The sequence below is a fragment of the Streptococcus sp. HMSC076C09 genome (assembly GCF_001837905.1).
Taxonomy (GTDB): Bacteria; Bacillota; Bacilli; order Lactobacillales; family Streptococcaceae; genus Streptococcus; species Streptococcus parasanguinis_I.
Genome location: NZ_KV834651.1, coordinates 321,709 through 327,385 on the forward strand (window position 1 = coordinate 321,709; position 5,677 = coordinate 327,385).

The following is a 5,677-nucleotide window of genomic DNA, read 5'->3' on the forward strand; positions in this document are numbered from 1 at the left end:
CTTTTTCAGCAGCCCCTTCTTTTTCTGTTTTCTTGTCGCCAGTCAATTTACCGAATCCTTCTTTGACTGTACCTTTTGCTTGATTGATTTTTTCTTCTGTAGACATACTATTACCTCCATCTGTAATATATTTTATTTTATATCAAAAGAAAATCGATTTTTCGCTTAAATCTTATGCTAAGTGTGCCATCATTCAGTTAAATTGAAATAGTGCTTTACTTAGGTTTATTTGATTATATCGGCTTATAGCCTATATAATCTTATTGTAAAAGTTAATATGAACAGAACTAAAAATTGTATAGAGTATGTTGATCTAACACGAAAAATCGATTATACTTATGACTTATTTGTCATCACGATTAAATAAATTCTTTATATCTTTGATTGCGCCTTAAACAGCATCTTTTACTTAGTTGCCTTTTTCTTCTGTAATTTTGAAATAACGAATCTTTTCAAAACTACAATCAAATCATAATCTTTTCCTGTTATAAAGATTATGATCTATTTTTGAAAAAAGAAATTTATTCCTTCTTCCCTAAGAAGAATGAAACGACACAAATAACAATGACAGCTCCCGCAATTGAAGGAAGCAATGCCATACCTGCCAAAGATGGTCCCCAAGTACCCAAAAGAGATTGTCCAACTGATGAACCAATTAAACCTGCTAAAACATTAGCAATGATACCCATTGAACCACCCTTTTTTGTGATTCCTCCTGCAATGAGACCAATAAGACCTCCTACAATAATAGACCAAAGCATAATAGGACTCCTTTCTATCTCAAAGAAACACTATTTAAATCATATTCAATAAGCAAGTATGATGAATATAACATTTTTGTATTTTAATTTTTTAACTAAAAGTCTCTTATTGAATAAAAAATTAAAGCGCTTACTTTTCTAGGGATAATATAATTATAGACTATTTTTTATATGGAGTCAACTAAAATACTTGACTTTTTTAAAATTGTTTAAATATATTAAATTATAAAACAAAATACCTAAATAGTATTATTGTTTGTGATAAACAAATAGAAAATATATGTTGAATCATTCTATTGTATATTGATTTATATATATTTTTCTGCTTTTAAATTATGTCTTATCTCACTTTATTTTTTATAGTTATTTACATTTGTTTAATGTATAAAATAAATACAAAGTGTGTGTTTCGTTAATTTTTAAAGAAAAGCAGAAATGTAGCTAATTGCTTATATCATTAAAAGATTTTTTTAGATTCTCAACATATCTGTATAGTAACAACCTCTTAAAAATTTGATCAAAAAGCACCCCATCTTCTATAGTAGATATAAAAACTATAGAATTTAGGGTGCTTTTTTAGGATAGACTAGTTTTGATTGAATGATAACAAATAACTATTATTTGTCGTCACCTTTAATCATATTTTTAACGCCTTCGATTGCTCCTTCAACAGCATCCTTTGCGTCTTCGGCAACTTCTTTAACTTTAGAAATTACTTTTTCAGCAGTTCCTTCTTTTTCTGTTTTTTCATCGCCAGTTAGTTCACCAACTTTTTCTTTTACAGCACCTTTTGCTTGGTTTAATTTTTCTTCAGTTGACATAGTCTTGCCTCCGTTATAATTTATTTATTCTATGAATAATTTTTACTCGAATTAAATCTGATCGTCATTTAACCTATTAGTTGGCTTATGACCATTTACCATCTTTTATCTTGACAACTATTTGTCGTCACCTTTAATCATATTTTTAACGCCTTCGATTGCTCCTTCAACAGCATCTTTTGCGTCTTCTGCTACTTCTTTAACTTTAGAAACTACTTTTTCAGCAGCCCCTTCTTTTTCTGTTTTCTTATCGCCAGTCAATTTACCGAATCCTTCTTTGACTGCTCCTTTTGCTTGGTTTACTTTTTCTTCTGTAGACATGGTCTTACCTCCGTTTGTATATGTTTTTATATATCCAAATTCAAATTAATGAACACGTGGTTTTTCATTTGATGAAGAGTCAGTTACAGCTTCTACGCCTTCACCAACTTTTTCTTTAACTGCTGAGAATCCATTTCCTAAACCTGTTTTAACATTTTCAAACTGTTCAGATGCGAATTCACCTGTTGATTCAACAACTCCAGTCACACGATCTTGCAAGCTTACTGAGTCAGCTTCATGTTGTTCTTTTGTTTTAATATCAACAACATTCACATTCACTTCAACAACTTCCAAGTCAGTCATCTTAGAAACTTGTGATACAACTACATCTTTAATGTGTTTGTATATTTCAGGAACATTCTTTTGATATTCAACCACGACATTCAAGTCGACAGCAACTTGTTCTTTTCCAACTTCAACGTTTACTCCGTTAGCAACATTGTCAGTGTTGATAATCTTATCAGTTAGATTAGAGAAAAATCCTCCGTCAACAGCCAACAAGCCATTTACTTTTTCTAAAGAAAGTCCGATAATTTTTTGAATGACTTTGTCTTCGTAAGTCAATTCACCCTTCACTTCTTCTGATTTTACATTAGTTTGTTTAACATCTTCTGCTTTCGCATTAGTTTCTTTGATATTTTTTTCGTTTGACATATGAAACTCCTTTTATTTAAATAAATTTTTCTGTTGTAAATAATATCCAACTCCAGCTCCTAAGACGGCGAAGATTAAAACAAATAATGTTTTAAAGAAACCATAGGAGAGAATGAGGCAAGCTAAAATAATACCTGCTAACCCAGACAGGAGTGGATACTGGTATTTTTTAAACCATTCCATTTTTTATTTCCTTACTTTACACGACTCACAGTTTTTTTAGTTGGTTTTTTAGGCTTATAATCTTTTACAGAAACATCAAGCTTAACACCATGGTTTAGTCCAAAAAACTGTGTTAATCCATTACCGATTTCATCTTTTATAGACTGGGTTCTTTTAATAATATTATCTGAAGGAAGAATTTCTCCTTCTACGTAAACTAAACATTTATTTTTCCGACTATTTACACGAACTTTAGGGTTCTTAATGAAGTTATTTTCATTAACCACACTACGAACAAATCCTTCAATAGCAGAACTTTTTAGTTTTAGTTCACCACCAGCATTTTCTAACTCTATTTCTAAATGTTGTTTAGGATAAAAAACTATCACTAACATAGATAATAAAATTAAAATTGAAAGAACTAAAGTACCCCAAAAAATGTATCTAGAAAGATAATATCCTAAAAAAGAAATCCTCTTCCAATTAATCAAATGGAGCTCTAAACCGCTAACTTTATGATAATCTAGCAAAATAGGAATCAAAATTGTCAAGATTAAAATACAAAATATAAGAGAAAGTATTTTCTTAGATTTTGACATATTGAATCCTTTCACGAATACAATCAAATCATAACCTTGCCCTGTCTTAAAGATTATGATTTATTCTTGAAAAAGAACTTTATTCTTTTTTCCCTAAGAAGAATGAAACGACACAAACAACAATGACAGCTCCCGCAATTGAAGGAAGCAATGCCATGCCTGCTAAAGATGGGCCCCAAGTGCCCAAAAGGGATTGTCCAACTGATGAACCAATTAAACCTGCTAAAACATTAGCAATGATACCCATTGAACCACCTTTTTTAGTAATTCCTCCTGCAATGAGACCAATAAGGCCTCCTACAATAATAGACCATAGCATAATGGGCCACCTTTCTAAATCAAAGAATATTTATTTAAATATTATCTATCTCCATTGATTAATAATATTATCAATTTGAATTGATAAAATAAATAGTAGAATTTTAGCTAAAATCTTATTTTGGATATTTTTTCCAAAATATTTTTCTATGATTGGTATAACTATAAACCTTTACCCAAACAAAGTCAACTAAAATGCTTGGGTATTTTTAAAAAGCATAAATATTCTTATTCGACAACAAACCTTTATATAGTAAGATTGTTTTCGTTTTCACAACATTTTAATTTATGCTAATTTTTATACTCATTTGTTTATATTCCTATAAAAGCGTGTTTAGTCTTGTTTGTTTTCTATATTATTTGTTCTATCTCGATCACTAATAAAATGAATAAAAGATTTACTTTATTGTATTTTATATTTAATTTAAGATGGTATATCAGTCTCTATTCGATAGAAATTTGAGCTTTTTTAAAAAATTTTTTTAAAATACTATATTTTATAGAGAATTTTTTATAAAATTTGACGTATACTTTTATAAAATGTATAATATTTATATGTAAGCCCTTACAAGCTAATTTGACTTTTAGCTACCATTCCAAGAGTGTCTATTCACGACACTCTAATATTTTATTTAGAGAAATTTGGAGATTATTATGGATTTTAGAGAAATATTGGTTCAACCAGAGCATTCAAAACTAAGCAGCTTCAATACTCAACTTGAAGGTTTTGAAAAACTTTTTAGAGATAAGGACTTGTTAGACATCCGAGAAGATTTAACCAAAATTAATAAAGATGAAGTCATAGCTCTCTGTTCAGAAATAAAAGGATATAAATCTGGCTTTTTGGATACATTATCTTTAATTGCTTCAGAGTCTAATATAGAGAATTATAGGGATGTCTTTGAAGAGTTATGGACTGAGTATGAATTTGATAATCGTATCGATGACTTACTTGATCGTTACCCGTATACAAACGTTGAAGAACGGATTGATTATAAATTGTTAGAAGAGTACGGAACAACCTCACGCGAAGAAGTAGCCAGAATGATTATCGAGGATTTAGATACTTCATCAGATGGAGAGGCTAAAAAACTATTCCTTCAAGAGTTTCTCTCTATGCAAAAGAGAGAAAATGATAACTAATAATCTTTAATATCTTCATTACCATTTTTTCAGTGTATTAAGAGGAAAAAGTTAATAACATGGCATTATTTTTGTGTTCAAATTTTTCAAAATATAGAAAATAAAACAAAATTTGGGATCTTCGCATATGCATTAAATACAATGAAGTCAATCATAAAAGACGATGTGTTTAATATTCATATTGAAACTTAAAATGGAAGTTATAACGGTGAGGCCAGTCAAGTCTTAGTCTTATTATCCAACTATTACGCTGATAAAAAACTATTTGACGAAAATAAAGATGGATATGGAAATATCTTAATTTTAAAAGATGCCTCCATCCTTTCTAAACTATCTGCAATTCCAGATTTGTTAAAAGGAGATGTTGTGTCAAATGATCACATCGAATATATTAAAGCAAAAAATATTAGAATTTCTTCTGATACTGAGTTAGAATCAGATGTTGACGGTGATAAATCAGATAAACTTCCAGTCAAGATTAAAATACTTGGAAATCATATCGAAGTATACTCATTACCAAAAGAATAATTTATTTTTTCTAATAAAAATCTAAGCGACAAAAAAGAGACTAGCGCATAGTCTCCTTTTTTACTATATAATAGTTAATAAATTTCAAAAATTAATTATAAGAAATTGACTAATTTTATAATTGCTCACGACATAAGATGTTGTTAGATACTTTTACTTTCTAAAAAACCTTTTGCCTATCCAAATATGAATAAGGCTTCTTATCCTCCACCACACATTCTAAACATTCAATTCTAAGATAACCAAAAAATGTTTTTAGCTAATCATTGTCAATTATGTACTTTATTTAAGTGAAAACTAAAAATTTTTCAATTGTACATTCATACAAAATAACTAATAACTAAAAATTTTTTTCGGGCGAAAATCGGTC

9 protein-coding genes and 1 pseudogene are annotated in these 5,677 nt (G+C 29.1%); 2 read left to right on the forward strand and 8 right to left on the reverse strand.

Annotated elements, in window-relative coordinates:
• The 8 genes from HMPREF2704_RS11360 to HMPREF2704_RS10480 form a co-directional block, all read right to left on the reverse strand.
• Positions 1 to 106: CsbD family protein (locus tag HMPREF2704_RS11360; protein WP_141760649.1), on the reverse strand; the 106-nt coding region annotated here is incomplete at its 3' end.
• Between the two features lie 415 nt (positions 107 to 521).
• Positions 522 to 761, reverse strand: coding sequence for a GlsB/YeaQ/YmgE family stress response membrane protein (locus tag HMPREF2704_RS10450; RefSeq protein WP_070846575.1), 240 nt, complete (start codon positions 759 to 761; stop codon positions 522 to 524).
• A 617-nt stretch (positions 762 to 1,378) separates the two neighbouring features.
• Positions 1,379 to 1,582, reverse strand: coding sequence for a CsbD family protein (locus HMPREF2704_RS10455; RefSeq protein WP_049472676.1), 204 nt, complete (start codon positions 1,580 to 1,582; stop codon positions 1,379 to 1,381).
• Positions 1,583 to 1,699: 117 nt separating this feature from the next.
• On the reverse strand, positions 1,700 to 1,903 hold the full coding sequence (locus tag HMPREF2704_RS10460) for a CsbD family protein (protein ID WP_021153476.1): 204 nt from the start codon (positions 1,901 to 1,903) through the stop codon (positions 1,700 to 1,702).
• Between the two features lie 45 nt (positions 1,904 to 1,948).
• Positions 1,949 to 2,557 carry an Asp23/Gls24 family envelope stress response protein gene (locus HMPREF2704_RS10465; RefSeq protein WP_021153477.1) on the reverse strand — a complete coding sequence of 203 codons (609 nt, stop codon included), beginning with the start codon at positions 2,555 to 2,557 and terminating at the stop codon, positions 1,949 to 1,951.
• 12 nt (positions 2,558 to 2,569) lie between these two features.
• The gene (locus tag HMPREF2704_RS10470; protein WP_021153478.1) at positions 2,570 to 2,740 is read right to left on the reverse strand and encodes a DUF2273 domain-containing protein; all 171 of its coding nucleotides are present in this window, start codon (positions 2,738 to 2,740) and stop codon (positions 2,570 to 2,572) included.
• A gap of 11 nt (positions 2,741 to 2,751) precedes the next feature.
• A complete protein-coding gene (amaP, locus tag HMPREF2704_RS10475) occupies positions 2,752 to 3,318 on the reverse strand; it encodes an alkaline shock response membrane anchor protein AmaP (protein ID WP_070846576.1) in 567 nt (188 codons plus the stop codon).
• A gap of 79 nt (positions 3,319 to 3,397) precedes the next feature.
• Entirely contained in the window at positions 3,398 to 3,637 is a 240-nt protein-coding gene (locus HMPREF2704_RS10480; RefSeq protein WP_003007835.1) for a GlsB/YeaQ/YmgE family stress response membrane protein, read from the reverse strand.
• A gap of 653 nt (positions 3,638 to 4,290) precedes the next feature.
• On the opposite strand from HMPREF2704_RS10480, the gene HMPREF2704_RS10485 reads away from it, so the two are divergent.
• Positions 4,291 to 4,779 (forward strand): hypothetical protein, encoded by a 489-nt coding sequence (locus HMPREF2704_RS10485; RefSeq protein WP_003010649.1) that lies wholly within the window; start codon positions 4,291 to 4,293, stop codon positions 4,777 to 4,779.
• A 93-nt stretch (positions 4,780 to 4,872) separates the two neighbouring features.
• Positions 4,873 to 5,307: pseudogene (locus HMPREF2704_RS10490) on the forward strand (diacylglycerol kinase family protein); the annotation flags it as partial.
• Positions 5,308 to 5,677: the final 370 nt, after the last annotated feature.

What these genes read in the sequence shown, in the direction of transcription:
- HMPREF2704_RS10450 (WP_070846575.1), bottom strand. Translation starts at nt 761, where the DNA reads ATGCTTTGGTCTATTATTGTAGGAGGTCTTATTGGTCTCATTGCAGGA.
- HMPREF2704_RS10455 (WP_049472676.1), bottom strand. Translation starts at nt 1,582, where the DNA reads ATGTCAACTGAAGAAAAATTAAACCAAGCAAAAGGTGCTGTAAAAGAA.
- HMPREF2704_RS10460 (WP_021153476.1), bottom strand. Translation starts at nt 1,903, where the DNA reads ATGTCTACAGAAGAAAAAGTAAACCAAGCAAAAGGAGCAGTCAAAGAA.
- HMPREF2704_RS10465 (WP_021153477.1), bottom strand. Translation starts at nt 2,557, where the DNA reads ATGTCAAACGAAAAAAATATCAAAGAAACTAATGCGAAAGCAGAAGAT.
- HMPREF2704_RS10470 (WP_021153478.1), bottom strand. Translation starts at nt 2,740, where the DNA reads ATGGAATGGTTTAAAAAATACCAGTATCCACTCCTGTCTGGGTTAGCA.
- amaP (WP_070846576.1), bottom strand. Translation starts at nt 3,318, where the DNA reads ATGTCAAAATCTAAGAAAATACTTTCTCTTATATTTTGTATTTTAATC.
- HMPREF2704_RS10480 (WP_003007835.1), bottom strand. Translation starts at nt 3,637, where the DNA reads ATGCTATGGTCTATTATTGTAGGAGGCCTTATTGGTCTCATTGCAGGA.
- HMPREF2704_RS10485 (WP_003010649.1), top strand. Translation starts at nt 4,291, where the DNA reads ATGGATTTTAGAGAAATATTGGTTCAACCAGAGCATTCAAAACTAAGC.